Annotated in this window: 21 protein-coding genes; 10 read left to right on the forward strand and 11 right to left on the reverse strand. The window is 54.9% G+C overall.

Annotated features, from left to right (window positions below):
• Window positions 1-107 precede the first annotated feature (107 nt).
• On the reverse strand, window positions 108-644 hold the full coding sequence (locus L579_RS01815; protein ID WP_036624578.1) for a lipoprotein: 537 nt from the start codon (window positions 642-644) through the stop codon (window positions 108-110).
• An 83-nt stretch (window positions 645-727) separates the two neighbouring features.
• Here L579_RS01815 and L579_RS01820 point away from each other — a divergent pair, with 83 nt between their 5' ends.
• Window positions 728-1,561, forward strand: a complete 834-nt coding sequence (locus L579_RS01820) for an N-acetylmuramoyl-L-alanine amidase (protein WP_369758255.1) — start codon at window positions 728-730, stop codon at window positions 1,559-1,561.
• A gap of 2 nt (window positions 1,562-1,563) precedes the next feature.
• On the opposite strand, the gene ltaE is transcribed toward L579_RS01820, so the two are convergent.
• The 3 genes from ltaE to L579_RS01835 all read right to left on the reverse strand — a co-directional run bounded on the left by ltaE (window position 1,564) and on the right by L579_RS01835 (window position 5,350).
• Window positions 1,564-2,568 (reverse strand): low-specificity L-threonine aldolase, encoded by a 1,005-nt coding sequence (gene ltaE / locus L579_RS01825; RefSeq protein ID WP_021182582.1) that lies wholly within the window; start codon window positions 2,566-2,568, stop codon window positions 1,564-1,566.
• A gap of 67 nt (window positions 2,569-2,635) precedes the next feature.
• Window positions 2,636-4,357 (reverse strand): ubiquinone-dependent pyruvate dehydrogenase, encoded by a 1,722-nt coding sequence (gene poxB / locus L579_RS01830; protein WP_021182583.1) that lies wholly within the window; start codon window positions 4,355-4,357, stop codon window positions 2,636-2,638.
• Between the two features lie 93 nt (window positions 4,358-4,450).
• Window positions 4,451-5,350, reverse strand: coding sequence for a lysine exporter LysO family protein (locus L579_RS01835; RefSeq protein ID WP_036624807.1), 900 nt, complete (start codon window positions 5,348-5,350; stop codon window positions 4,451-4,453).
• A gap of 137 nt (window positions 5,351-5,487) precedes the next feature.
• On the opposite strand from L579_RS01835, the gene L579_RS01840 reads away from it, so the two are divergent.
• Window positions 5,488-7,128, forward strand: coding sequence for an ATP-dependent nuclease (locus tag L579_RS01840; RefSeq protein ID WP_036624812.1), 1,641 nt, complete (start codon window positions 5,488-5,490; stop codon window positions 7,126-7,128).
• Window positions 7,129-7,242: 114 nt separating this feature from the next.
• On the opposite strand, the gene cspD is transcribed toward L579_RS01840, so the two are convergent.
• A complete protein-coding gene (cspD, locus tag L579_RS01845) occupies window positions 7,243-7,464 on the reverse strand; it encodes a cold shock-like protein CspD (RefSeq protein ID WP_013508492.1) in 222 nt (73 codons plus the stop codon).
• Between the two features lie 323 nt (window positions 7,465-7,787).
• Here cspD and clpS point away from each other — a divergent pair, with 323 nt between their 5' ends.
• Both clpS and clpA read left to right on the forward strand, forming a co-directional pair.
• A complete protein-coding gene (clpS, locus tag L579_RS01850; RefSeq protein WP_021182586.1) occupies window positions 7,788-8,108 on the forward strand; it encodes an ATP-dependent Clp protease adapter ClpS in 321 nt (106 codons plus the stop codon).
• A 55-nt stretch (window positions 8,109-8,163) separates the two neighbouring features.
• The gene (gene clpA, locus L579_RS01855) at window positions 8,164-10,440 is read left to right on the forward strand and encodes an ATP-dependent Clp protease ATP-binding subunit ClpA (protein ID WP_021182587.1); all 2,277 of its coding nucleotides are present in this window, start codon (window positions 8,164-8,166) and stop codon (window positions 10,438-10,440) included.
• 156 nt (window positions 10,441-10,596) lie between these two features.
• Here the strand turns inward: clpA and infA are convergent, their stop codons facing one another.
• The 5 genes from infA to trxB form a co-directional block, all read right to left on the reverse strand.
• On the reverse strand, window positions 10,597-10,815 hold the full coding sequence (gene infA, locus L579_RS01860; protein WP_002211347.1) for a translation initiation factor IF-1: 219 nt from the start codon (window positions 10,813-10,815) through the stop codon (window positions 10,597-10,599).
• A gap of 346 nt (window positions 10,816-11,161) precedes the next feature.
• Window positions 11,162-11,854, reverse strand: a complete 693-nt coding sequence (gene aat, locus L579_RS01865) for a leucyl/phenylalanyl-tRNA--protein transferase (RefSeq protein WP_021182588.1) — start codon at window positions 11,852-11,854, stop codon at window positions 11,162-11,164.
• A gap of 33 nt (window positions 11,855-11,887) precedes the next feature.
• Entirely contained in the window at window positions 11,888-13,618 is a 1,731-nt protein-coding gene (gene cydC / locus L579_RS01870; RefSeq protein ID WP_021182589.1) for a heme ABC transporter ATP-binding protein/permease CydC, read from the reverse strand.
• Window positions 13,618-15,387 carry a heme ABC transporter permease/ATP-binding protein CydD gene (cydD, locus tag L579_RS01875; protein ID WP_021182590.1) on the reverse strand — a complete coding sequence of 590 codons (1,770 nt, stop codon included), beginning with the start codon at window positions 15,385-15,387 and terminating at the stop codon, window positions 13,618-13,620. Before cydD ends, cydC begins: the two co-directional genes overlap by 1 nt.
• Window positions 15,388-15,532: 145 nt before the next feature.
• Entirely contained in the window at window positions 15,533-16,498 is a 966-nt protein-coding gene (gene trxB, locus L579_RS01880) for a thioredoxin-disulfide reductase (RefSeq protein ID WP_021182591.1), read from the reverse strand.
• Window positions 16,499-17,021: 523 nt separating this feature from the next.
• On the opposite strand from trxB, the gene lrp reads away from it, so the two are divergent.
• The 6 genes from lrp to L579_RS01910 all read left to right on the forward strand — a co-directional run bounded on the left by lrp (window position 17,022) and on the right by L579_RS01910 (window position 25,999).
• Window positions 17,022-17,516, forward strand: a complete 495-nt coding sequence (lrp, locus tag L579_RS01885; protein ID WP_006118610.1) for a leucine-responsive transcriptional regulator Lrp — start codon at window positions 17,022-17,024, stop codon at window positions 17,514-17,516.
• A gap of 119 nt (window positions 17,517-17,635) precedes the next feature.
• Window positions 17,636-21,004 (forward strand): DNA translocase FtsK 4TM domain-containing protein, encoded by a 3,369-nt coding sequence (locus tag L579_RS01890; RefSeq protein ID WP_021182592.1) that lies wholly within the window; start codon window positions 17,636-17,638, stop codon window positions 21,002-21,004.
• Window positions 21,005-21,179: 175 nt separating this feature from the next.
• The gene (gene lolA / locus L579_RS01895; protein ID WP_021182593.1) at window positions 21,180-21,791 is read left to right on the forward strand and encodes an outer membrane lipoprotein chaperone LolA; all 612 of its coding nucleotides are present in this window, start codon (window positions 21,180-21,182) and stop codon (window positions 21,789-21,791) included.
• Window positions 21,792-21,798: 7 nt separating this feature from the next.
• Window positions 21,799-23,148, forward strand: a complete 1,350-nt coding sequence (locus tag L579_RS01900; protein WP_021182594.1) for a replication-associated recombination protein A — start codon at window positions 21,799-21,801, stop codon at window positions 23,146-23,148.
• 93 nt (window positions 23,149-23,241) lie between these two features.
• On the forward strand, window positions 23,242-24,534 hold the full coding sequence (serS, locus tag L579_RS01905) for a serine--tRNA ligase (RefSeq protein ID WP_021182595.1): 1,293 nt from the start codon (window positions 23,242-23,244) through the stop codon (window positions 24,532-24,534).
• 313 nt (window positions 24,535-24,847) lie between these two features.
• The gene (locus tag L579_RS01910; protein WP_036624587.1) at window positions 24,848-25,999 is read left to right on the forward strand and encodes an MFS transporter; all 1,152 of its coding nucleotides are present in this window, start codon (window positions 24,848-24,850) and stop codon (window positions 25,997-25,999) included.
• 70 nt (window positions 26,000-26,069) lie between these two features.
• Here the strand turns inward: L579_RS01910 and pflA are convergent, their stop codons facing one another.
• Window positions 26,070-26,810 (reverse strand): pyruvate formate lyase 1-activating protein, encoded by a 741-nt coding sequence (gene pflA / locus L579_RS01915; protein WP_021182597.1) that lies wholly within the window; start codon window positions 26,808-26,810, stop codon window positions 26,070-26,072.
• Window positions 26,811-26,822: the final 12 nt, after the last annotated feature.

Consider the following 26,822-nt stretch of genomic DNA (forward strand, 5'->3'; position numbering starts at 1 on the left):
AGCACAATATCTCGACATCACGGTGTGGCAGACAAAATGCGCGATAAATCGCGCCGCTACAACCGATACATTTTGTAGCGGCGTGATTTATCACGCCAGACAGGTAATTAACGCTCCTCCAGCAACTGACTCAGCGAGCCACCACCCGGATGCGGCCAGTTGCCAACGTAACGCACATCATCCACTACCCAACAGCTGCCTTCGTGGATCATCAGTACTTCGTCCTGCCACTTCTTATCGCCCCGCGTCAGGTCAACACGCAGCGGGATATTGCGGGCATCCCGGTTGGGGATGGAGGAGGCGCTGGCTACCTCAGCAGAGGTGGGGCCTTGCGCCAGGCTGGAGAACAGGTCACCACTGCGCCAGTCGGCAGGTTTATTGCTCAACCCGTTTGACTGCACCAACTTCTGATACAACCGGTCGCTCAGGTAGGGACGATATTTCGCCAGCAGCGCATTATCCGGCAGGCCCTGGGTTGGTTGGCTGACGCGTAAATCGTAGAATTGCTGCGCCACGCTATCCGGGCCGCCTTCGACACACGACGCCATACGTGGACCATTATCCTTTATCACGGGCTCAACGGTGGTACAGGCGCTGAGCAGCACCGCTACGGGAACAACTAGCGCAAAAGCATTGTTTCTCATCTCGATTTCCTTATTGTTCACTGGCAAAGCGGCATAATTAGCATAAAGTATAGCGTTGGTTTCGGTGCCAGACGGGGGAGAGGATGTTGATGTGGCTGATGCGTGGTGGGTTGCTGCTGGCGATGCTGATCCTGAGCGGGTGTCAGTCGGCGATTGAAGCACGCCACGGCTATTGGGTCGATACCTCCCACCCGGCGCAAGGCGCGCGGCCACGCATTAAGGTCGTGGTGATCCACTACACCGCCGAAGATCTTCCTTCCTCGCTGGCGACCTTGACCGATCGTGAAGTCAGCGCGCATTACCTGATTCCGGCGCAACCCGAACAGCGCAGAGGAAAAGGGGTGATCTGGCAACTGGTGCCCGAAAGTCAATTGGCCTGGCACGCCGGCCCGAGTTTCTGGCGCGGCGCGACGCGTATCAACGACACCTCGATTGGCATTGAACTGGTAAACAGCGGCTATCAACGCACGCTGGTCGGATTGCGTTGGCAGCCGTTCAGCCCGGCACAAATCGCGGCGCTGGAAGCCTTAGTCAAAGACATCACCAAGCGTTACGGTATTTCGCCGGAAAATGTGGTGGGGCACAGCGATATCGCGCCGCAGCGCAAACAGGATCCTGGTCCACTGTTTCCGTGGCAGCAACTGGCGCAGCAGGGGATTGGGGCGTGGCCCGATACGGCTACGGTGCAGCGTTACCTTGGCGATCAGGCCGCCGATGCGTTGGTTGATCAACAAGCATTATTGGATGTGTTACAGCGCTACGGTTATGACGTCACGGCTGCCACCACGCCTGCGATGCAGCGTAAGGTGATTGCGGCATTTCAGATGCATTTCAGGCCGCGGGATTACCGTGGCCTGGCGGATGCAGAGACGCTGGCAATTGCCCGCGCGTTACTGGCGAAATATGGTGCTGCCTGAGGTTATGCCTGTTGCAGGAAGGCCTGCCAGTGAGCTACCAGTTGTGCCAGATCGTCACGGCTGACATCCAGATGGGTAACAATACGCGTTACCGGGCCGACGCTAATCAACACGTCACGCGCCTTCAGCCACGCTTTTAACCCTTCAACCTGCTGCGGTGGGACCTGTACAAATAACATATTGGTTTGCTGGCTTACCACCGTCACGCCCAGCGCTTGCAACTGCTCGCCCAGCCAGGCCGCGTTGTCATGGTCGTCCTGCAAACGCGCCACATTATGTTGCAGCGCATACAGGCCTGCGGCCGCCAGAATTCCGGCCTGGCGCATCCCGCCGCCGGTCATTTTGCGCCAGCGGCGAGCCTGTTCAATATACGCAGCATCACCGCACAGCAGCGATCCCACCGGGGTGCCAAGCCCTTTGGACAGGCAGATGGTCAGGGTGTCGCAGTAACGGGCAATCTTTTCCAGCGTGGTGTTTTGCGCCACCACCGCGTTGAAGATACGCGCGCCGTCAATATGCAACGCCAGCTTATGTTCGCGAGTGAATTGCCAGGCTTGCTCCAGATACGCGAGTGGTAGCACTTTGCCGTGATGAGTGTTTTCCAGGCTCAGCAGACGGGTGCGGGCAAAGTGGATATCGTCCGGCTTAATAGCGGCAGCGACATCGACCAGCGGCAAGGTACCGTCTTCCGCCGCCAGAATCGGTTGAGGCTGAATGCTGCCCAGCACTGCCGCACCACCGGCTTCGTATTTGTAGTTATGCGCCTGCTGTCCAACGATATACTCTTCACCGCGCTGGCAGTGGCTCAATAGCGCCACGAGATTCGCTTGTGTACCGGTAGGAAAAAATAACGCGGCTTCTTTGCCGCTCAGACGTGCAGCTTCGGCTTCCAGTGCATTGACGGTAGGATCGTCACGATAAACATCATCGCCGGTTTCAGCCGCCATCATGGCGTCCAACATGGCGGAACTCGGGCGGGTTACGGTATCACTGCGTAAATCGATCACGTCGCTCTCCTGAAAGAAAAAGCGGGCTGAGCGCCCGCATACGATTTTTTGGTTTGCTGAAACCGTTTTACCTCAGCCAGTTGGTTTTCGCCAGCTCCACAACTTCATCGCCACGACCATTCAGAATCGCGCGAAGCATATACAAACTGAAGCCTTTGGCCTGTTCCAGTTTGATTTGTGGTGGGATAGCCAACTCTTCTTTGGCGGTAATCACATCCAGCAGCACCGGACCATCATGGGCGAATGCTTCCTCCAGCGCGCTGTCGAGCGCCGAGGCTTGTTCTACCCGAATCCCTTTGATGCCACAGGCGGTGGCGATGGCCGCAAAGTCAGGATTTTCCAGTTCGGTGCCATCAGTGAGATAGCCTCCGGCTTTCATCTCCATCGCCACAAACCCCAGCACGCTATTGTTGAAGATCACCAGCTTTACCGGCAGCTTCAGTTGTGCCACGGAAATAAAATCGCCCATCAGCATGCTGAATCCGCCATCGCCACACAGCGCCACCACCTGACGGTCGCGGTTGAGCGCCTGTGCGCCTAATGCCTGGGGCATCGCGTTAGCCATCGAACCGTGATTAAACGAGCCGAGTAGCCGCCGTTTACCGTTCATTTTCAGATAACGTGCAGCCCAAACCGTGGGGGTGCCGACATCGCAGGTAAAGATGGCATCATCAGCGGCAAAATGGCTGATTTGCTGCGCCAGATATTGAGGATGGATTGCCTGTTTATCATTGGCGGTTGCCAGTTCGTCCAGCCCTTTGCGGGCATCGGCATAGTGTTCCAATGCGTGGTCAAGGTGCTGGCGATCGCTTTTGCTGGTGAGCTGCGACTGCAATGCCAGCAGGGTGGCTTTGATATCGCCCACTAACGCCATATCAACATGGCTATGCGCGCCGAGACTGGCGGGATTGATATCAATCTGAATGATGTTGGCTTCTGCCGGGTAGAAGGGACGGTAGGGGAATTGCGTACCCAGCAGCACCAACGTGTCGGCGTTCATCATGGCGTGAAAACCGGAAGAAAAACCGATCAGACCGGTCATACCAACATCATAAGGATTGTCGTACTCGATATGTTCTTTGCCACGCATCGCGTGTACCACCGGTGCTTTCAGCGTTTCCGCCAGCTTTACCACTTCAGCATGCGCACCGGCGCAACCGCTGCCGCACAGCAGGGTAATATTTTTTGCGCCATTCAGCGTCAACGCCAGTCGGGCGATTTCACTGGCGGACGGCACCACCTGCGGCAATTGTGGCGGATACCAATCGGCGCGTGCGCCTTCTGGGGCTGCTTTCAGCGCCACATCACCGGGTAATACCACCACCGAAACGCCACGATTGAGGATGGCTTTACGCATCGCGATGCCCAGCACCTGCGGCAGCTGCTCCGGGTTGGACACCAGCTCACAATAGTGGCTGCATTCGCGGAACAACTCCTGGGGGTGGGTTTCCTGAAAATAGCCACTGCCGATTTCACTGGAGGGGATGTGCGCGGCAATGGCCAGCACCGGGACATGATTGCGATGGCAATCAAACAGGCCGTTGATCAGGTGAAGATTGCCCGGCCCGCAGGAACCGGCACACACCGCCAGTTGCCCACTGATTTGCGCTTCGGCACCGGCGGCAAAAGCAGCGACTTCCTCATGTCGGGTGGGCATCCACTGGATGGTGCCCATGCGGTTGAGGCTGTCATTTAGCCCATTCAATGAATCGCCAGTTACGCCCCAGATGCGTTTCACACCTGCGTTTTCCAGGGTTTTCGCCAGCAGCGCTGCAACAGTTTGCTTCATCAAACACTCCTTTCCGGGAAAATGAGGTCAGTCTGAAGCGTAGACGATGGGATAACCGCGCAGCCGTGAAAAAATGCGCTGCGCGTAATCGGGTCAGGCCGAGAACAGGGCGATCAGAATCGGCGCCAGCAGACTCATGATAAAGCCGTGCACAATGGCCGCCGGGACAATCTCCATCCCTCCTGCGCGCTGCAAGATGGGGAGGGTGAAATCCATTGAGGTGGCACCGCTCAACCCCAACGCCGTGCAGCGATGGCGTGTGACCAGCAGGGGGATTAGCATGATGGCGAATAATTCGCGTAGCAGGTCATTGAAGAACGCTGCACTGCCCATCACCGGGCCGAAGGCTTCGGTCATCAGAATGCCGGAGAGGGAGTACCAGCCAAATCCGCTCGCCAGTGCCAACCCGGTTTTTAGCGGCAAACCCAGTAACGTAGCAGCCAGAGTACCGCCACACAGGGCGCTGACCAGCGATACCCCCGCCACCAACAGGCCACGGCGATTCAACATAATCTGCCGTAATGTCATGCCGCTGCCGCGCAACTGAATGCCGACCAGGAAAAGCATCAGGATCAACGCGTATTCGCTGGCGGTGGCAGCGTGACGCAGGGGGGATGCGTGGGTCAATCCCAGCAGAAATCCCGCGGCAACAGTGGCACACAATTTCACCGATTCCAGCGCCATATGCCAGCGTGAGGGCAATGTTTGCGGGCGATGGTTATGCTGCCACGGATAACGTTTTTCCAGCAGCCACAGCGCGCCCAGCGAGCAGGCAAGGATACACAACATGCTGATGAGCGCGGTATGGAAGATCGTCAGCAGATTGCTACCAAGATTGTCGAGAAACGCCAGGCTGATGCCCATAAAAAACAGGATCAGGTAAACAATGTGTCCCAACGAGCGGTTGGCGATTTTCAACAGACGTGGGCTTTGCTGTGGCAACAACCAGCCGAGGATCAGTGGCAGCAGGATAATGATCAATCCGGTATACATCATGTGATTCGTCCCTGAAAAAATGAGGCGTCACGCTAACGAAAAATATCTGAAGTGTAAACCTTTTCCCGGTGAGATGGCTTGACCAACGCCACAAGGCAGACCATGCTCAGGCAAAGAACAGGATGGATGCTGCGATGATTCTGGAACATATCGATATATATGGTTTTCGCGGGATAAATCGACTCTCATTGTCGTTGACTGCGACCAATCTGTTGATTGGCGAAAATGCCTGGGGGAAATCGAGTCTGCTGGATGCGTTGACGCTGTTGCTGGCTCCCGCTACCGAATCCTATCTCTTCACCGAAAACGACTTCCACTTCCCGCCAGGCGATCTTGAGGCGCGCACTCACCAGTTACAGCTGGTATTCCGTTTTCGCGGCGAAAGCCACGATGAAGAGCCGGTACTGGAGCCGTTCTGGCAACGTGATGGTGACGAACGTTACCTGTGCTTCAGCGCACGCGGTAAGCGGCAGGAGCATCAGGTGAAAACCACCCATCGCTTTATTGATGCGCGCGGCGATGTATTACCGCTGGACGGGACGGCGCAGGCGCTGGTCCACTTAAGAACCTTTTACCCGGTGTTGCGCGTGCGCGATGCCCGCTTTAGCCGTCGGGCGCGTCAGGTGGAGACTGATCCGGTGCAACGTGCCAGTACCCTGAGCGAGTTGGCGCTGGAAGTTGATAAACTGACGCGTGATCTGGTTTCAAGGCCACAAATGCTGAGCGATGAACTGCTGCGCCAGGGGCTGCATACGATGCAGCAATTGCTGGAGCATTACTTTTTGGTCCAGCATCCGGGGGGCAACATGGCCAGGGTATCGCCGGAAGCCCGAAACGGGGGAGAGGGTTGGCGTTCTCTGGATAAGCTCAATCATCTGATTGCGGGTACTGAATCGCGCAGCCGCCAGGTCATTCTGTTACGCATGTTTTCGCTGTTGATTCAGGCGCACGGCAACGCTGCGCTACCGGTCGGCGCTCGCCCCATGTTACTGGTTGAGGACCCGGAAACTCGCCTCCATCCCATTATGCTGGCGGTGGCGTGGAACCTGCTGGATCTGATGCCAGTGCAAAAAATCGCTACCACCAATTCAGGTGAATTGTTGTCTCAGGTACCGCTGGAGAGTGTTTGTCGTCTGGTACGTGAACCGACACGGGTTGCGGCCTGGCGCATCGGCCCTGAGGGGCTGAGTGCGGAGGAGAGCCGTCGGATTGGTTTCCATATTCGCGTCAATCGCCCCTCGGCCCTGTTTGCGCGCTGCTGGCTGCTGGTGGAGGGGGAGACGGAGGTGTGGATTATTAATGAACTGGCACGCCAGAGCGGTTATCACTTTGCCGCGGAAGGGGTGAAGGTGATTGAGTTTGCCCAGTCCGGCCTGAAACCATTGCTGAAATTTGCCCGCCGTATGGGGATAGCCTGGCATGTGTTGACCGATGGCGATGATGCCGGGAAGAAATATGCGGCGACCACGCGCAGCCAGTTACAAGCGCATGAACATGATGTCGATCACCTGACGATGCTACCGGCGCTGGATATTGAGAACTTCTTTTATAAGCATGGGTTTAGTGACATTTATCATCAAACAGCGCACCTGCCGTTAAACGTACCGATGAACGCCCGGCGTATTATCACTAAAGCGATTCATCATAGTTCTAAGCCGGAGCTGGCGATTGCTGTCGCGATGGCTGCTGCCGAACGTGGACCGGCGTCGATTCCGTCCCTGCTGGATACCTTGTTTTCACGGGTAATTTGGTTGGCACATGGCAAGGCCGATTGATTTCACGGCGAAATCTTGTCGGAAGAGGACGTAAAATTCTCAAAAGAAAAATGCCAGCATCACTGGCTGGCATTTTTTTTCGGGAGTGGTCAGAATGGATGAAGTGGCGCAGGTTTATACCGGCACCGATGTCTCCACCGGCACAATCAGGCTGGCGTGATTGCCTTTTGGCCCTTCATGGACATCAAACTGAACCTGCTGGCCGGCTTTCAGCGTTCTGTATCCCTCCATCTGGATCGTGGAGTAGTGTGCGAAGATATCGTCGCCGCCGCCAATCGGACAGATAAAGCCGAAGCCTTTGGCGTTGTTGAACCATTTAACAGTACCCGTCTCCATGCTTTTACTTCCCTCGCAAGACATTTTGATAAGTAGGTGAGGTCATTGAAGCTGTGAGTCGAGCTTGTTCAAAACTCACTCAGCTTGTGTAAGTAGAATGTAGAGAAACGGTCCTTATCGTCAAGCAAACGACCCGGGCGCGCAGGGGGAAATTCATCAAAATTTGAGGCAGTTAACGCTATTGCAAATTTTGTGATACAGGTCGCGCATGTGCTTTCAGGGCCATTTTTTAGTAATGGGAAAATGGCTTGACAGACATGTTAAACTTTAGGTGTGAGCGCAGAAATGCGCACAACCGTAACGCAGAATTTCGACGGAACATTATGGCAAACACAAACGACTGGCTTAATTTTGAACATCTGGCCGAAGACAAAGTACGCGAAGGGTTAAAGCCGCCTTCAATGTATAAAGTCATTCTGAATAATGACGATTATACACCTATGGAATTTGTTATTGACGTTCTGCAAAAGTTCTTTTCTTATGATGTTGAACGTGCAACGCAGCTGATGTTGAAAGTTCACTACCAGGGAAAGGCGATCTGTGGTGTATTTACTGCGGAAGTGGCGGAAACCAAAGTTGCCCAGGTGAACAATTACGCACGAGATAATGAACATCCGTTGCTGTGTACGCTGGAAAAAGCCTGAAACCGTCTCCATATAGGGGAAAGGTCGTCAGAGCGATAATTGGGGGAGGTGCCTAATGCTCAATCAAGAACTGGAACTCAGTTTAAACATGGCTTTCGCCAGAGCGCGTGAGCACCGTCATGAGTTTATGACCGTCGAGCATCTGTTGCTGGCTCTGCTCAGCAACCCGTCGGCCAGAGAGGCACTGGAAGCCTGTACGGTGGATATCGTGGCTCTGCGACAGGAACTCGAAGCCTTCATCGAACAAACCACACCGGTGTTGCCTGCCAGTGAAGAAGAGCGCGATACGCAACCGACGCTCAGCTTCCAGCGCGTGCTGCAACGTGCGGTTTTCCATGTCCAGTCATCCGGGCGCAGCGAAGTATCGGGTGCCAATGTGCTGGTCGCCATTTTCAGCGAGCAGGAGTCGCAAGCGGCTTATCTGCTGCGTAAACACGAAGTGAGCCGCCTCGATGTGGTGAACTTTATCTCCCACGGTACGCGTAAAGACGAGCCTGGCCAGGCACAGAATGCGGAAAATCCGGTTAACGAAGAGCAAGCAGGCGGGGAGGAACGTATGGAAAACTTCACCACCAATCTTAATCAGCTTGCTCGAGTCGGTGGGATAGACCCGCTGATCGGCCGCGAGAAAGAGCTGGAACGGGCTATTCAGGTATTGTGCCGTCGCCGTAAAAACAACCCGCTGCTGGTGGGGGAATCCGGTGTCGGTAAAACCGCGATTGCGGAAGGCCTTGCCTGGCGGATTGTGCAGGGCGATGTGCCGGAAGTGATGAAAGATTGCACCATCTATTCACTGGACATCGGTTCACTGCTGGCGGGCACCAAGTATCGTGGTGACTTTGAAAAACGTTTCAAAGCGCTGCTGAAGCAGCTGGAGCAGGACAACAGCAGCATTCTGTTCATCGATGAAATCCACACCATCATTGGTGCGGGAGCGGCATCGGGTGGTCAGGTGGATGCAGCGAACCTGATCAAGCCGTTGCTTTCCAGCGGTAAAATCCGCGTGATGGGTTCAACCACCTATCAGGAATTCAGTAACATTTTTGAGAAAGATCGGGCGTTGGCGCGTCGTTTCCAGAAAATCGACATCACTGAACCGTCGGTTGAAGAAACGGTGCAAATCCTTAACGGTCTGAAACCGAAATACGAAGCGCACCACGATGTTCGCTATACCGCCAAAGCGGTCCGTGCGGCGGTGGAGCTGGCGGTGAAATACATCAACGATCGTCATCTGCCTGATAAGGCAATCGACGTGATCGATGAAGCGGGCGCGCGCGCGCGTCTGGTGCCAGCCAGCAAACGTAAAAAAACGGTCAATGTCTCGGATATTGAGACGGTGGTTGCGCGTATTGCGCGTATTCCGGAACAAAGCGTCTCGGCAACCGATCGCGATACGCTGAAAAACCTCGGCGATCGTCTGAAAATGCTGGTATTTGGTCAGGATAATGCCATCGAGGCACTGACTGAAGCCATCAAGATGAGCCGTGCGGGTCTTGGCCAGGAACGTAAACCGGTAGGTTCCTTCCTGTTTGCCGGTCCGACCGGGGTAGGTAAAACCGAGGTGACGGTGCAGCTGGCGAAAGCGCTGGGCATTGAGCTGCTGCGTTTCGATATGTCGGAATATATGGAGCGTCATACTGTCAGCCGTCTGATTGGTGCGCCTCCGGGCTATGTCGGTTTTGACCAGGGTGGCTTGCTCACCGATGCGGTGATCAAACATCCACACGCCGTGGTGTTGCTGGATGAAATCGAGAAAGCACATCCGGATGTGTTCAACCTGTTGTTGCAGGTGATGGATAACGGCATGTTGACGGATAACAACGGTCGCAAAGCCGATTTCCGTAACGTGGTGCTGGTGATGACCACCAACGCCGGGGTCCGTGAAACCGAGCGTAAATCGATTGGTCTGATTCAGCAGGACAACAGCACTGACGCGATGGAAGAGATCAAAAAGATCTTTACGCCGGAGTTCCGTAACCGTCTCGACAACATTATCTGGTTCCGTCACCTGTCGACTGAGGTGATTCATCAGGTGGTGGATAAATTTATTGTTGAGCTTCAGGCTCAGCTGGATGCGAAAGGCGTGTCGCTGGAAGTTAGCGATGATGCGCGTGACTGGCTGGCTGAAAAAGGTTACGACAAAGCAATGGGTGCACGTCCAATGGCGCGTACCGTGCAGGAAAACCTGAAAAAACCGCTCGCCAACGAACTGTTGTTCGGTTCACTGGTAGATGGTGGCTCAGTCTCCGTCGCGCTGGATAAAGAGAAAAACCAGCTGACGTATCACTTCCTGAGTGCGGAAAAACGCAAAACCGAAGGTACCGTGCATTAATTAAAAGCCTTGCAGGTCAAAAGCCCCTCTGGTGCATTGCATCAGGGGGGCTTTTTTATATGCCTGCATCGCGCCGCTACGGATTGCGCATGAAAAAGGCCGGATACAAATCCGGCCTTTTTTCGCGTTCAGAAAACGCGTGACGTGAACAACAAATCAGCGACTACGGAAGACAATGCGGCCTTTGCTCAGGTCGTACGGGGTCAACTCGACAGTCACTTTGTCGCCCGTCAGGATGCGGATGTAGTTTTTGCGCATTTTACCGGAGATATGAGCGGTAACCACGTGCCCGTTTTCAAGCTCTACGCGGAACATGGTGTTAGGTAACGTATCCAGTACGGTACCTTGCATTTCAATATTGTCTTCTTTGGCCATCGAATCCTCTGGGTGAACTACCAAACTGTTGAACCGGCAAGATAATGCCGAATTCCATGATTTATGTAAAGAAACGTTGGTGATTTTGCCAACACTTCGCCGTGCGTCGCGCCAATTGCGCGTGCATTACGGATAAATTCGGGTGTTTTTGACGTCTGCGGGGGATTAGCGGGCTAAGAATCTGTAGCAATTGGCCTCTGATGCGCAACTGAAACAGCTTCGGGAAAACAGTCACTTTCCCAGCCTGGCAATTCCGGCTCGCCACAGCGAAGCGCGGACGACATACCAAACTCGACTATTATATCACTTTCACTGCGTATTGTGTGCAAAACATCTGCGCCAGCGCTCAAAAAAGGGTTTGTGTTTGCCAGCAACCCGCTAAAACAGGCTGCCATGCCAGGGTTTGTACATACTGCAAATAATCCACGCGCGGAATCTCTACGGCGCCCAGCGAGGCGGTATGGGGATTCAGTACCTGGCAATCAATCAGTCGGCCATGATGTTGCAGAAAATGCTGACTGAAAACCCACAACGCGGTTTTGGAGGCATTTTCCTGGCGGCTGAACATCGACTCGCCACAAAAAATCTGTCCCAGTGCCAGCCCGTACAACCCCCCGACCAGACGTTGTTCATGCCACACTTCAACCGAATGCGCATGGCCCAGTTCATACAACCGTAGCCAGGCGCGTTTGACCTCGAAGGTGATCCAGGTGCCTTCCTGACGATTACTGGCGCAGCCTTCCAGTACCTGCGCGAACGCCTGGTTCATGGTGACACGATAGGGGGATTGACGGTGAAAACGCGCCATACTGCGGCTGAGGTGGAATGATTCCGGTAGCATCACCGCGCGCGGATCGGGCGACCACCAGAGAATCGGGTCGCCGGGCGAAAACCACGGAAAAATACCACGCTGGTACGCATTCATCAGACGAGCAGGGGAGAGATCACCCCCCATCGCCAGCAAGCCATTTGGCTCGCGTAGCGCCATTTCCGGAGGCGGGAAATGCAGCGAATCGCGTGAAAGTTGAACCAATCTCATTGCGTTAATCACCCTTACGGCAGTTCGCTAAGACTATAGCGCAAACCGTTGATGGAAACGCCAGTAGCGTCCTGCTTTTGAGATTAATTCGTCATGGGTACCTGATTCAATGATTTGTCCCTGGTCCAACACGCAAATACGATCCATGTGCGTCAGGCCGCTAAGACGATGCGTCACCATAATCAGGGTTTTGCCGTGGCTGACCTGCTGCAATAGCGTCAGAATTTGTTGCTCAGTGGTAGCATCCAGACCTTCGGTTGGTTCATCCAGCAACCATAAATCGCCACCATGCAGCACCGCGCGCGCAATCGCCAGACGACGCAGTTCGCCACCGGAAAGAGGGCGACCACCTTCTCCCATCCAGGCATTCAGACCTTCGCTGTGATCCGCCAGATGGCCGAGGCCGACCTGATGCAGGGCTTCGATGAGTTGTTCATCGCTTGCCGTCGGTGCTGCCAACAACAAATTGTCGCGCAGGGTCTGGCTAAACAGATGCACCCGTTGTGTCACCACGCTAATGCGCTGACGCAACGAGGCTTCATCCCAGTTCGCGAGAGGCTGGCCGTTCAGCGTGATGCTGCCCTGTTGCGCTTCCCAACCCCGGGTAATCAATGCCAGCAGGCTGGATTTGCCACAACCGGTTGGCCCAAGCAGCGCCAGATGTTCGCCTGGCTGCAAATGCAGGGAAAAATGATTCAAAACCGCTTCAGGGCGTTGTGGATAGCTGAACTGAATATTATCCAGTGCCAGGCTGATGCCGGGTGTGGAGTGGATTTTGGCGCTCGGGAAACGAATAGCCGGAGGCTGATCGATAATCTCCTGTACCCGCTGTGCCGCGCTGGTGACCTGCGCCAGAGGCAGGAACGCACCTGCGACCGGTGCCAGTGCTTCAAAGGCCGCCAATCCGCAGAAGACGAACAACGCAATCAACGCGCCAGGCGCGCTATCGTTACCGACGCCTGCCGCAGAGATCCACAGCAACAGCGTGACCGTCACACCGGTGATAAGTAGCAACAAACTTTGCGCCAGCGCCTGTAAACGGTGTTGTTTACGTTGTGCCTGCTGCCAGTCGGTTTCTTCCTGATCCAGTTGCGCGCGCCAGCGTGCGGCCGTGCCATAAATTTGCAACTCGGCTAAACCAGTAAGCCACAGCGTCAGCTGTAACCGCCAGTTGGCCTGATGGCGTGCAATACGCTGACCTGCCGCTGCGCCAACGCGCCAAAACAGCGGTGGCATCAGCAACAAGGTTGCTAACATGATACCGCCCAGCAGCAGCGCCAGTGGCACATCCAGCCAGGATAATCCCAGCGTCACGGCGAGAATCACCGCCGCCGCACCAATCAGCGGGGAGATCACACGCAGATAAAGATGGTCAAGCGTATCGACATCGCTGACAAAGCGGTTCAGCAAATCACCCTGACGGAACTGCGCCAGTTGTTGCGGTGCCAGCGCAATTAATTTGCTGAAAGTAAAGACACGCAAATGCTGCAATACGCGGAAGGTCGCGTCGTGGCTGACCAGACGCTCAAAATAGCGGGCGGCAGTGCGAATAATGGCTGCACCACGCACGCCAGCGGCGGGCAACATGTAGTTGAAGCTGTACAAACCGGCCACGCCTGCCACGGAAGAGGCGGCGAGGAACCAGCCGGAGAGCGTCAACAGGCCGATGCTGGCTAACAGCGTGGCGATGGCCAGCACGATCCCCAGACCAAGACGCCACGGATGGCGTCGCCACAGACGTAAAAAAGGCATCAGGCTATGCATCAGGCAATCTCCCTCTGGCGATGTTGCACCATCTCACGCAACGGACCTTCCTGCTGATGCAACTGCTGCCAGTCACCCTGTTGCACCAGTTGGCCGTTTTGCATCACCCAGATCTCATCCCAACTGGCGAGCTCGCTGAGCTGGTGCGTAATCATCAGGGTGGTTTGCCGCGTAGCGGCCTGTTTCAGGGCGCTCATCACGCGCTGCTCGCTTTGGCTATCCAGGCCAGAACCGGGTTCATCGAGCAGCAGCAGTTGTGCCGGTTTCAGCAGGGCACGCGCAACGGCAATGCGCTGTGCCTGGCCGACGGATAAGCCGGTTGCGCCATCGCCGAGCGTTGTATCCAGCCCCTGAGGTAAACGCGGCAGAAATTCAGTGACCCCGGCTTGATTGAGGGCGTTTTCCAGTTCAGCCTCACTCACGGTGCGTCCCATCAGCACATTGTCGCGCAAGGTGGCAGCCGGAAGGTGCGGGTTTTGGCCGACCCAGGCGAGATGGTGTTGCCAGTCTGAACGTGGCATATCACGCAACTCGCGACCATTAATTTTCAGGGATCCCTGATAGGGGAGAAAGCCGAGCAGGACATTCATCAGCGCGGTTTTACCGGCACCGCTTTGCCCTACCAGCGCGACCCGTTTACCTGCGCTCAGGTTAAAGCTCAACGGCTGGGACAGTGACTCCCCTTTGGCCGTCATAACCACCAGATCCTGGGCTGTTAGTTGTAGTGGGGCGGAGAAGGTGAACGGCTCGCCTGATTCGTCAGATTGCACTTCCGGGCTTTCTTGCAGGAAACGATCCAGTGCATCGGCACCGCCCACCGCCTGGGCTTTAGCATGATAAAAAGTGCCTAAATCGCGTAGCGGCTGGAAGAATTCGGGCGCGAGGATTAAGGCCAGGAAACCGGCAAACAGCGTGACGCCGCCGTGGTAATGACCAAAATTCAGCTCGCCAAGATAGGAAAAGCCGAAGTACACCGCGACCACGGCAATCGCCAGGGAGGCAAAAAACTCCAGCACCGCCGAAGAGAGGAAGGCCAGACGCAGAACTTCCATGGTGCGCTGACGAAAATCGGTGGTGCTGCGGGTGATGGCCTGTTGTTCTGCACTGGCGCGATCAAACAGGCGCAATGTTTCACGGCCACGCAGACGATCGTAGAAATCACCGCTCAGACGCGCCAGCGCAAGGAAATTGCGGCGGTTGGCATCGGCCGCGCCCATACCGACCATTGCCATAAACAGCGGAATCAAGGGTGCTGTAACCAGTAAAATCAGGCCAGCCGCCCAGTTAATCGGGAAGATCGCCACCAGAATGGCGCAGGGAATAAACACCGCCAGCGACATCTGTGGCAGATAGCGCGCGTAATATTCCTGCATCTCCTCAATTTGCTCCAGCAGCAGGGTGGCCCAGCTACCGGCGGGCTTGCCCTGAATCCATGCCGGACCCAACGTATTCAGACGGTCCAGAACCTGCTGACGCAAGGCGCGGCGAATCGCCATTCCGGCGCGCTGGCCTGCCATTTCGCGGCCATAATTCAGCGCGGCACGCAGCACAAAACACAGTAGCAACAGGGCAAACTGGCTCAACAGTTCCGTGCGAGGTTGATGGGCGATGATCAGGGCTTGAAGTAGCGTGGCGAGCAGCCAGGCTTGGGCGATAATCACCAGGGCGCTGGCAAATCCCAATAGAGAAACCAGACGCAAACTACGCGCACCGTGATGACGTTGCTGGCGGAGCCAGCGGAGAAGTTCCTGTTGCCGCGATTTGTTCATACGAAGCCGTTCAATTACTCAGAAGAGAAGTCGTTGCGAAGCAAAAAACCCAACAACGTCAGGCGCATGAACTGTAGCACGCAGGTAATAAAAAAGGCGACCAAAACAGGTCGCCTTCAGCAAATATGATCAGGTTATTAACAAGTTACTTATCGTTTTTAACCAAACCATCCAGGTAACGCTCTGCATCCAGCGCCGCCATACAGCCGGTGCCTGCTGAGGTGATTGCCTGGCGATAGATATGGTCCATCACATCGCCCGCGGCAAACACGCCAGGGATGCTGGTCTGGGTCGCATTGCCATGCAGACCAGACTGAACTTTGATGTAACCATTCTCCAGGGCTAACTGGCCTTCAAAGATGGCGGTGTTGGGGCTGTGGCCGATAGCGACAAACAGACCGGCCACTTCCAGCGATTCAGCAGCGTCACCTTTGGTTGACAACAGTTTCAGACCGGTTACGCCCATCTGATCTCCCACGACTTCGTCCAGCGTACGGTCGGTATGCAACACGATATTGCCGTTGCGTACCTTTTCCATCAGGCGGTCGATAAGGATTTTTTCGGCACGGAAGCTGTCACGACGGTGAATCAGATGCACCTCAGCAGCGATATTCGCCAGGTACAGCGCTTCTTCCACGGCGGTGTTGCCGCCACCGATGACCGCGACTTTCTGATTGCGATAGAAAAAACCGTCGCAGGTTGCACAGGCCGATACGCCTTTACCTTTAAACGCTTCTTCTGACGGCAAGCCGAGATAACGGGCGGAAGCACCGGTCGCGATGATCAGCGCATCGGCGGTGTACTCGCCGCTGTCACCGGTCAGGCGGAAAGGACGGTTCTGCAAATCGACCGTGTGAATATGGTCGAAAATGATTTCGGTATTAAACTTTTCGGCATGTTCGTGCATGCGTTCCATCAGCGATGGACCTGTCAGATCGTGCGGGTCGCCTGGCCAGTTCTCCACTTCGGTGGTGGTGGTGAGCTGACCGCCTTTTTCCAGACCGGTAATCAATACCGGATTCAGGTTGGCGCGCGCGGCATAGACTGCAGCGGTGTAACCGGCAGGGCCGGAGCCCAGAATGAGCAGCTTACTGTGTTTGGCCGTACTCATGTGTTCCTCAGTTTTTTGTCTGACAACATAGCTAGCGATTGTAGGGAAATTGCCGCCGCAAAAAAAGTCTTCAGCAATTTTGTTAACAATCGCTGCGAGCGGCGTAGACGATGAGAAGGAATTCTGCACGCGGATTGCGCCAAAAGGGGGCAATGCTCGGTAATTCGTGGTGCAGCTGTATAAAAAATCTCATTAGAAAACAGGAACCCAGCACTCTGTCTGGCATCTTGTACTGAATTTGGATGTTTTACTTTGACAATCGCCTGCGCATTTGCGAAAACATTGTCAGAAGCAAAGAGGATTTAGCGATGCAAAACAGAATTTCATACCTGTTTTGGTTTGTTTCGCCAGATTTAAACAGTCTGACATTGGTAATGACGCATGATGTGGACAGACAACATGCGTCATACGGATGGTCGCATTACTGCACAGGCTTATCGTCTTCACTTCGAGTAAGGCCCTGAGCAATGAATGTTTTCAGGGTGTGGCAGGTTAAGGGAAGGAATTAAGAGAGACAATAATAATGGTAGACAATAAGAAGCGCCCCGGAAAAGATCTGGATCGTATCGACAGAAACATTCTGAATGAATTGCAGAAAGACGGTCGTATTTCCAATGTCGAGCTTTCGAAACGTGTTGGATTATCGCCGACGCCGTGTCTTGAGCGTGTTCGTCGCCTGGAACGTCAGGGTTTCATTCTTGGCTATACCGCACAGCTCAACCCGCACTATCTCGATGCTTCGCTGCTGGTATTTGTTGAGATTACTCTGAATCGTGGCGCGCCAGATGTGTTTGAGCAATTTAACGCCGCCGTGCAAAAACTTGAGGAAACTCAAGAGTGTCACCTCGTTTCCGGTGACTTTGACTATCTGCTGAAAACCCGTGTGCCGGATATGTCAGCATATCGCAAGCTGTTGGGTGAGACCTTGCTGCGCCTGCCGGGCGTAAACGACACCCGCACCTATGTGGTAATGGAAGAGGTCAAACAGAGCAATCGCCTGGTGATCAAAACCCGTTAACGCAGGGCAGGTGCAAAGCGTGCAGGATTTCGGTACACTCCTGTGAATTCATACAGGACCAGCGTCGGGCCAGCCCGACGCTGTTGCCTTCTTAATTTACAGGCACCTGGAGAGTTCTCTTGAGCCAGGAATATACAGAAGACAAAGACGTTTCATTACAACCGCTGAGCAGCGGACGTCGGCTGCTTGAAGCGTTGCTTATCCTTGTGGCCCTGTTTGCCATCTATCTGATGGTTTCTTTGGTCAGTTTTAACCCTTCCGATCCCAGTTGGTCGCAAACGGCATGGCACGAGCCTATCCACAATCTGGGTGGCAGCGTCGGTGCATGGCTAGCCGACACCTTGCTGTTTATCTTCGGCGTGATGGCCTATGCCATTCCTCCGGTCATTATTGGCTTGTGCTGGATTACTTTCCGTCAGCGCGATCGTCACGACTACATCGATTACTTTGCGGTGGGGCTGCGTCTTATTGGCGTGCTGGCGCTGGTGGTAACCACCTGTGGTCTGGCGGCGCTTAACGCTGACGACATCTGGTATTTCGCCTCCGGCGGTGTGATCGGCAGCCTGATCAGCAACGCGATGGCACCCTGGTTCAGCTCCGCAGGTGGCACTTTAACGCTGCTGTGCGTCTGGGCGGCGGGGATTACCCTCTACACCGGTTGGTCATGGTTAACGATTGCCGAAAGAATCGGCGGTGTCGTGATGGGCGTGCTGACATTTGCCAGCAATCGCTCCCGCCAGGATGAACCCTGGCAGGAAGAAGATGAATACGAGGACGAGCAGGAGCCGGCCGATGAGGCTGTACCCGCGTTGCGTGCGGCTGCATCTGATGACGATGATGTGCTGCTGGCAAAACCGCGTAAGGTGAATGAGGCACCGCTTGATGCTGCCGGGGATGCTCCCCTGTTGGCGAAAGCCAGTGCCGCTACGGCAGCAGCGATTGCGGTGAGCAGCGAAGCGGCTCGCCAGGAACCCGTAGTACCACCGACAACGTCGCCAGCGGTTGTGCCCGCTGCGCCGCAGCCGGTGGTGCAATCGGTCCAGCCTGCGGCTACGGTTCCTCCTGCTCCGACAACACCGGTGGTGGCTGAAACTCCCGCCGCGCCGCCGTTGTACCGTTTTGAAGTGCCGGCGGAAACCTCGCCGTTCTCACCGGTTGACGAGGACGATGGCCCGAGGATGGGGAACTGGCAGGATGCTGCGCAGGCACCCTCCGCGCTCAATACCACCGCCAGTGTGGCGCTGGCCGCCGGAGCGGCAAAAGTTGCTGCTTCCAGTGCGCCTTATACGCCTGCTTTCGATGTGGTGCCGGAGCGTGATTACAACCCGCAGGTTAAACAGGGTATTGGCCCGGAGCTGCCTCGTCCGAACCCGGTGAAATTACCCACGCGCCGTGAGCTGGCTTCTTATGGCATCAAGCTCCCGTCACAGCGGATGGCTGAAGAGAAAGCTAAAGAGTCAGAACAGCAGGCTAGCGCCGCGCTGGATCCTGTTGCGGCAGAAGATGCTGCGGCGTTACAGGAAGCGCAACTGCGTGACGCATTTCAGTCTCAACAGCAGCAGCGTTATGGCGAAAGTTGGCACACGGATGCGGAAGACGAAGATGCGTTGCAGCAGGCACAACTGGCGCGTCAGTTTGCTGAACAGCAGCAACAGCGTTACCGTGCAGAAAAAGAAGCTGAAGCGGATGAAGGGCCGGTATTTAATCTCGACACATCGTCGGCCTTTGATTTCTCACCGATGAAAGATCTGGTGGATGACAGCCCGAGTGAACCGTTATTCACCATTGCGGCCACGCCAGAACCTGAAGCTCCTGCGCCTGCACAGTGGCAGCAGCCGGTTGCGCCGCAGCCGGAGGTGATGCCGTCCTTCGATGAAGAGAGCAGCCCGTGGTCAGCCGCTGAAGAAGCGGAACCGGTTGAGGAAGAGAAACCGGCCAAATCGGTACACGATAGCCTGTTCCATCCCTTCCTGGTGCGCCATGAACAGCCGCTGGAGCGTCCATCCACGCCGTTGCCCACGCTGGATCTGCTGACGCCACCACCCTCGGAAGAAGAGCCGGTAGATATGTTCGCGCTGGAGCAAACGGCGCGATTGGTAGAAGCGCGCCTTGCTGATTACCGCGTGAAGGCGGAGGTCGTCGGTATCTCGCCGGGGCCGGTCATCACCCGCTTTGAGTTGGACCTCGCACCTGGCGTCAAAGCCGCGCGTATTTCCAACCTGTCGCGTGACCTGGCCCGCTCGTTGTCGGCGGTGGCGGTACGTGTGGTTGAGGTGATTCCCGGCAAACCTTATGTTGGTCTGGAACTGCCGAACAAGCATCGTCAGACGGTTTACCTGCGTGAAGTGCTGGATTGCGCCAAATTCCGCGACAATCCTTCCCCACTTGCAGTGGTGCTGGGTAAAGATATTGCCGGTCAGCCGGTGGTGGCCGACCTGGCAAAAATGCCGCACTTACTGGTGGCGGGTACCACCGGCTCGGGTAAATCGGTCGGCGTGAACGCCATGATCATCAGCATGCTGTACAAAGCCACGCCGGAAGAAGTGCGCTTTATCATGATCGACCCGAAAATGCTGGAGCTTTCGGTGTATGAAGGCATTCCGCACCTGCTGACAGAAGTGGTGACTGACATGAAAGATGCGGCGAATGCGCTGCGCTGGAGTGTGGGTGAGATGGAGCGTCGTTATAAGCTGATGTCTGCGCTTGGCGTGCGTAACCTTGCCGGTTACAACGAAAAAGTGGAACAGGCTGAGGCGATGGGCCGTCCGATTCCTGATCCATTCTGGAAGCCTGGTGACAGTATGGACACCACGCCACCAGTGCTGGAAAAACTGCCTTACATCGTGGTGATGGTAGATGAATTTGCCGACCTGATGATGGCGGTAGGCAAGAAAGTGGAAGAACTGATTGCCCGTCTGGCGCAGAAGGCGCGTGCGGCAGGTATCCATCTGGTGCTGGCGACCCAGCGTCCGTCAGTGGATGTGATTACCGGGTTAATCAAAGCTAACATCCCGACACGTATCGCCTTTACGGTATCGAGTAAAATCGACTCGCGTACCATCCTTGACCAGGGCGGTGCGGAATCGCTGCTCGGCATGGGTGATATGTTGTATATGCCGCCCAACTCGTCGATGCCAATGCGTGTACATGGCGCATTTGTTCGCGATCAGGAGGTTCATGCGGTGGTGCAGGACTGGAAAGCGCGTGGTCGCCCACAGTATATCGATAGCATCACGGCAGGCGAGGAGAACGAAGGCGGTGCCGCCGGTCTGGAAGGCGATGAAGAGCTGGATCCGCTGTTCGACCAGGCGGTGGCTTTTGTGGTGGATAAGCGTCGTGCATCGATTTCTGGTGTGCAACGCCAATTCCGTATCGGTTATAACCGCGCCGCGCGCATCATTGAACAGATGGAAGCGCAGGGGATTGTGTCTGAACCTGGACATAATGGTAACCGTGAGGTGCTGTCGCCACCGCCGCATGAGATGTAACTGCTTACTCTCCAACAGTTAATCCCGGGCCAGTATTTACTGGCCCATTGTTTATCTGGCAGTCGATCCCCATATCAACGGGAGCTTTCGGCTTTTTCTCCTGTCGAAGAGACAGTGCGGCAACTACGTTTAATGCAGTAAGTGTCGGGAAACAATGAATAAGGAATCGAATCAGATGAAATTACGCGTGATTGCCTGCGGTCTGCTGGCCTCTTTTCTTTCCGCTTCCGTGCTGGCTGATGCTTCCAGCGATTTGCAGCAGCGTCTGAATAAAGTGAATAGCTTCCATGCCAGCTTTAGCCAGAAAGTGACTGATGGTAGCGGAGCGAACGTGCAAGATGGTGAAGGTGAGTTGTGGGTAAAACGTCCCAGCTTGTTTAACTGGCATATGACGGCACCGGACGAAAGCGTGATCATTTCCGATGGTAAAACCCTGTGGTTTTACAATCCGTTTGTCGAGCAGGTTAGCGCCAGTTGGCTGAAAAATGCCACCAGCAACACCCCGTTTATGTTGATCGCCCGTAACCAGCCGAGTGACTGGAAGCAGTACAACATCAAACAGCAGGGCGATAATTTTGAGCTGACGCCGAAAAGTAGCGACGGCAATCTCAAGCAGTTCACCATCACTGTCACGCCATCTGGCACCATCAATCAATTCAGTGCGATTGAACAGGATGGACAGCGCAGCAGCTATCAGCTGAAAAGTCAGACCAATGGGGCAATTAGCCCGGATAAATTCACCTTTACGCCGCCGAAAGGGGTAACGGTAGACGATCAACGTCAGTGAGGTCACGGTGAGTAATCTTTCCCTGGATTTCTCCTCCAGCAATGAGTTTCAGCCACTGGCCGCACGTATGCGGCCAGTGACGCTGGCACAATACATCGGTCAGCAACATCTGCTGGCAGCAGGTAAACCGTTGCCCCGTGCGATTGAGGCGGGGCATCTGCATTCGATGATTTTGTGGGGGCCGCCAGGGACAGGGAAAACCACCCTGGCCGAGATCATCGCCCATTATGGCAAAGCCGATGTTGAGCGCATCTCCGCTGTGACATCCGGCGTGAAAGAGATCCGTGAAGCGATTGAACGCGCCCGGCAAAATCGCCAGGTTGGCCGTCGCACCATTTTGTTTGTTGATGAGGTGCACCGCTTTAACAAAAGCCAGCAAGATGCGTTTTTGCCGCATATTGAGGATGGCACCATCACCTTTATAGGTGCTACCACCGAAAACCCCTCGTTTGAACTGAATTCAGCGTTGTTGTCACGGGCGCGCGTCTACCTGCTGAAATCATTAACCACTGCGGATATTGAGCAGGTTTTACAGCAGGCGATGCAGGACAGCGCGCGCGGTTACGGTAATAGCGACATTTTATTGCCTGATAATACGCGCCGCATGATTGCTGAGTTGGTGAACGGTGACGCTCGCCGCGCGCTGAATACGCTGGAAATGATGGCAGATATGGCGGAAACCAACGGCGCTGGCCAGCGTGAGTTGACGCCGCAGTTGCTGAATGAGGTTTCCGGGGAGCGCGCCGCGCGTTTTGATAACAAAGGCGATCGCTTCTATGACCTGATTTCAGCCTTGCATAAGTCGGTAAGGGGGTCGGCACCGGATGCCGCCCTTTACTGGTATGCGCGTATTATCACTGCCGGTGGCGATCCGCTGTATGTGGCGCGTCGTCTGTTGGCCATCGCCTCGGAAGACGTTGGCAATGCCGACCCGCGTGGTATGCAGGTGGCGATTGCGGCCTGGGATTGCTTTACACGCGTCGGGCCCGCCGAAGGGGAACGCGCCATTGCTCAGGCGATTGTGTATCTCGCCAGTGCGCCGAAAAGTAATGCCGTTTACACCGCTTTCAAAGCGGCAATGCGTGACGCACGCGAATTTCCGGATTATGACGTCCCCGAACATCTGCGCAACGCGCCGACCAAATTGATGAAAGAGATGGGGCTGGGCAAGGAGTATCGCTACGCGCATGACGAGCCGAATGCATTTGCCGCCGGTGAAGTCTACTTTCCGCCAGAAATGGCACAAACACGCTACTATCATCCCACCAATCGTGGTCTTGAAGGGAAAATTGGCGAAAAACTCGCCTGGCTGGCTGAACAGGATCAAAATAGCCCGATAAAACGCTACCGCTCCTAAAGGCGTTACGGTAAGGTGATCCAGGAATTCAATGCATTCCAGAGGGATGCATCACTTCATTCGTTCAATCAACCTTAATTACACAGGATAAGCATGCTCGATCCCAATCTGCTGCGTAACGAGCCAGACGCAGTCGCAGAAAAACTGGCACGCCGGGGATTTAAACTGGATGTGGAAACGCTGCGCTCCCATGAAGAGCGTCGTAAAGTATTGCAGGTAGAAACCGAAAATCTGCAGGCTGAGCGTAACTCCCGATCCAAATCCATCGGTCAGGCTAAAGCCCGTGGGGAAGATATCGAGCCGCTGCGTCTGGAAGTGAACGCGCTGGGCGAACGCCTGGATGCCGCGAAAGCAGAACTGGATGCCCTGCAGAACGAAATTCGTGATTTTGCTCTGGCGCTGCCCAATCTGCCCGCCGATGAAGTTCCGCTGGGTAAAGATGACACGGAAAACCTCGAAGTTGCGCGCTGGGGTGAACCTCGTCAGTTCGATTTTGAGGTGAAAGATCACGTCTCATTGGGTGAGCAGGCGAAAGGTTTAGACTTCGCGTCTGCGGTCAAACTGACCGGCTCACGCTTTGTGGTGATGCAGGGGCAAATTGCTCGCCTGCATCGCGCCCTGAGCCAGTTCATGATCGATCTGCATACTGAGCAACACGGTTATCTTGAGACCTATGTGCCTTATCTGGTGAACCATGACACGCTGTATGGTACCGGCCAGTTGCCTAAATTTGGTGAAGATCTTTTCCACACCAAGCCGCTCGATGAAGAAGCGGGCAGCAGCAACTATGCGCTGATTCCGACCGCAGAAGTGCCGCTGACTAACCTGGTGCGTGATGAGATCGTCGAAGAAGAAAACCTGCCGATCAAACTCACTGCACACACGCCATGCTTCCGTTCAGAAGCGGGCTCTTACGGTCGTGATACGCGCGGTTTAATCCGTATGCATCAGTTCGACAAAGTGGAGATGGTGCAGATTGTCGCACCGGAAACCTCCATGCAGGCACTGGAAGAGTTGGTTGGTCACGCGGAGAAGGTGCTGCAACTGCTTAACCTGCCGTACCGTAAAGTGCTGCTGTGCACCGGCGATATGGGCTTTGGCTCAACCAAGACCTATGACCTTGAGGTCTGGTTACCGGCGCAAAATACCTACCGTGAAATCTCCTCTTGCTCCAACATGTGGGATTTCCAGGCGCGTCGCATGCAGGCACGCTGCCGTAGCAAGACTGAGAAGAAACCACGTCTGGTCCATACGCTGAATGGTTCTGGCCTGGCGGTTGGCCGTACGCTGGTTGCCGTGCTGGAAAACTACCAGCAGGCAGATGGTCGTATTGAAGTGCCTGAAGTTCTGCGTCCGTATATGGGCGGTATTGAATTTATTGGTTAATCTCCCGCTGTTTTTAAAAACCCGGCAATGCCGGGTTTTTTATTTCCCAAATAAAAAACTGATTTAATCTTTACCCGGAATTAATCAGAAATAAACGTTATCGTCATCTGAGAAGCCTGATCGTCTAAAAATCCACAAATTCATAGAGATAGCGAGACGGTTAAGAAAGTTCTTTCGTACTCTAACTAACTGAAGATAAAAAAATTAAATTGGTTAGCAGCAAAAAATGCGGCGGTGTTTTTTTGCACATTGACTTTAAAATAGCAACTGGCAAACTGCGCGCAATTCTCTCTATTCCTTTGGTTTTTTCCCTATGTCAACCTGGTCGCGCCCCGTCCTGCTGCTGCTTTGCGGTTTGCTGCTCCTGACGGTGTCTATCGCTGTGCTCAATACACTGGTGCCGTTATGGCTGACGCATGATCAACTGCCAACCTGGCAGGTGGGTATGGTCAGTTCATCATATTATACCGGTAACCTTGCAGGCACTTTGCTGGCAGGCTGGTTGATCACCCACTACGGTTTTAATCGTTGCTACTATCTGGCGACGATCCTGTTTGCCGTGGCAACCGTGGGGATGGCGCTGCTGGGTGGATTTTACAGCTGGACACTGCTGCGTTTTATCGCCGGTGTCGGTTGCGCACTGATGTGGGTAGTGGTGGAAAGCGCTTTGCTTTGTAGCGGCACCGTGCGCAATCGCGGCCAGTTACTTGCTGCTTACATGATTATTTATTATCTCGGCACCGTGGCCGGGCAACTGCTGGTCAGCCGTGTTTCAACCGAATTGTTGCATGTTATTCCGTGGGTAACGGCCCTGGTGCTCTGTGCGGTGTTACCAGTGGTGTTTGTTCGCGTGAATGCCGGACATGCCAGCGAAGATGCGTCACCAGGACGTATCTGGCCGATGATGCGCCGTCGCAGTTCGCGTCTGGGTATTAACGGCTGCATTATCTCCGGGATTCTGTTGGGTTCACTGTATGGCTTGATGCCGCTTTATCTGGCACATCAGGGTATGAGCGATGCCACGGTAGGTTACTGGATGGCGCTGCTGGTCAGTTCCGGTATCGTTGGGCAGTGGCCGGTGGGGCGTCTGGCCGATCGCTTTGGCCGTTTGTTGGTGCTGCGTGTTCAGGTATTTGTCATCATCCTCGGTGCGATCGCGATGCTGAGTGATGCGGCAATGGCCCCGGCCTTATTCGTGCTGGGCCTGGCTGGGTTTACGCTCTATCCGGTGGCGATGTCCTGGGCGTGTGAAACGGTGGCACATCACGAACTGGTGGCGATGAATCAGGCACTGCTGTTCAGCTACACCCTGGGTAGTCTGGTTGGACCGGGCACCACGGCGATGTTGATGCAGAGCTACTCAGATCGTCTGTTGTTTGTGATGATTGCGGGGGTGGCACTGGTTTATCTGGTGATGCTGCTGCGCAAAGCCGACCATCACGCCACACCTGTGGCGCACGCGTAGAGCGTGTCTGCACACCGCCGTACCCGCGCGATAAATCGCGCCGCTACGGAGGTGTGTTGGGCTGGCAGGGTTAATACATCACCTGATGACCATATCCAGCCAGAATGTTCTTCACCCGTTCCATCGTTTCTTTCGTCGGTGGCTTCACACCTTCCAGCTTGTACTCTTCACCCATCGCAATCCATTTATGCTTACCTAATTCGTGGTAAGGCAATAATTCAATCTTCTCGATGTTGTCCATGTCCTGGGTGAATTCACCCAGGCGATGTACCGAATCATCATCGTCGGAATAGCCGGGCACCACGACATAGCGAATCCAGGTGCGAACACCTTTCTTCTGCAAATAGCGGGCAAAGTCCATGGTACGGTGGTTCGAGACACCGACCAGAATCTGGTGGATATCATCATTGATCTGTTTGAGATCGAGCATCACCAGGTCAGTGACTTCAAGCAGCTCATCAATAACCGGATCGTAACGTCGCACAAAACCATTGGTATCGAGACAAGTATGGATACCCTCGGCGCGGCAGGCACGGAACCAGTCGCGTACGAACTCAGCCTGGAGAATCGCTTCGCCGCCGGAAGCTGTCACACCACCGCCAGAGGCATTCATAAAATGGCGGTACGACAGCACATCTTTCATTAAATCTTCAACCGTCACCTCTTTGCCGCCGTGGGTATCCCAGGTATCACGGTTGTGACAATAGAGGCAGCGCATCAGGCAGCCCTGGAAGAAGGTGATAAAGCGGATTCCCGGGCCGTCAACGGTGCCGCAGGATTCGAAGGAGTGAATACGACCGATGGTTGACATTGCGATGAGTTC

The organism is Pantoea sp. AS-PWVM4 (assembly GCF_000468095.1).
GTDB lineage: Bacteria > Pseudomonadota > Gammaproteobacteria > Enterobacterales > Enterobacteriaceae > Pantoea > Pantoea phytobeneficialis.